The following is a 935-nucleotide window of genomic DNA, read 5'->3' on the forward strand; positions in this document are numbered from 1 at the left end:
GGCCGGTACCTGTCGTTCGCCGAGCGTGAGGAGATCGCGCTGCTGCGCGCACAGGACATCGGCGTGCGCGAGATCGCCCGCCGCATCAGCCGCGACCCGGGAACGATCTCACGCGAACTGCGCCGCAACGCGGCGACCAGGAGCGGGAAACAGGTTTACCGTGCCTTGGTCGCACAGTGGAAAGCGCAGCAGGCAGCGAAACGCCCGAAGACCGCGAAGCTCGCGGTCGACGACAGGCTGCGCGAGTACGTGCAGGAACGGCTGGCCGGTGTCGTCTGCCGGCCCGACGGTACGGTCGTTGCCGGGCCTGAGACGGCGTGGAAGGGGCTGAACAAGCCGCATCGGCAAGACCGGCGGTGGGCGACGGCGTGGAGCCCGGAGCAGATCTCTCACCGGCTCCCGGTTGATTTCCCCGATGATGAGTCCATGCGCATCAGCCACGAGGCGATCTATCAGTCGCTGTTCATCCAGGGACGCGGCGCGCTCAAGCGAGAGCTGGTCGCGTGTCTGCGCACCGGCCGGGCCCTGCGGGAACCGCGAGCCCGATCACGCAACAAGCCACAGGGGCATGTCAGCGCGGATGTCGTCCTCAGCGAACGTCCCGCCGAAGCCGCCGATCGCGCCGTTCCAGGGCATTGGGAGGGAGATCTGATCATCGGGACGGGCCGGTCCGCGATCGGCACGCTCGTCGAGCGCAGCAGCCGATCCACGCTCCTGGTGCACCTGCCCAGGCTGGAGGGCTGGGGCGAGAGCCCGCCGGTGAAGAACGGACCGTCGCTCGGCGGCTACGGCGCCGTCGCGATGAACGCCGCGTTAGCTGCCTCGATCACACAACTACCGCAGCAACTACGACAAACCCTCACCTGGGACCGCGGGAAGGAACTGTCCGCGCACGCGCAGTTGACCCTTGAGACGGGGACGAGGGTCTTCTTCGC

The 935-nt window shown here is 68.1% G+C and carries 1 protein-coding gene; it reads left to right on the forward strand.

The features are described from left to right. Positions 1-935, forward strand: a 935-nt coding sequence (locus ACLJOU_RS46935) for an IS30 family transposase (protein WP_410575790.1), incomplete at both ends; no start/stop codon positions are given.

The sequence above is a fragment of the Amycolatopsis sp. cmx-4-61 genome (assembly GCF_046548775.1).
Lineage (GTDB): Bacteria > Actinomycetota > Actinomycetes > Mycobacteriales > Pseudonocardiaceae > Amycolatopsis.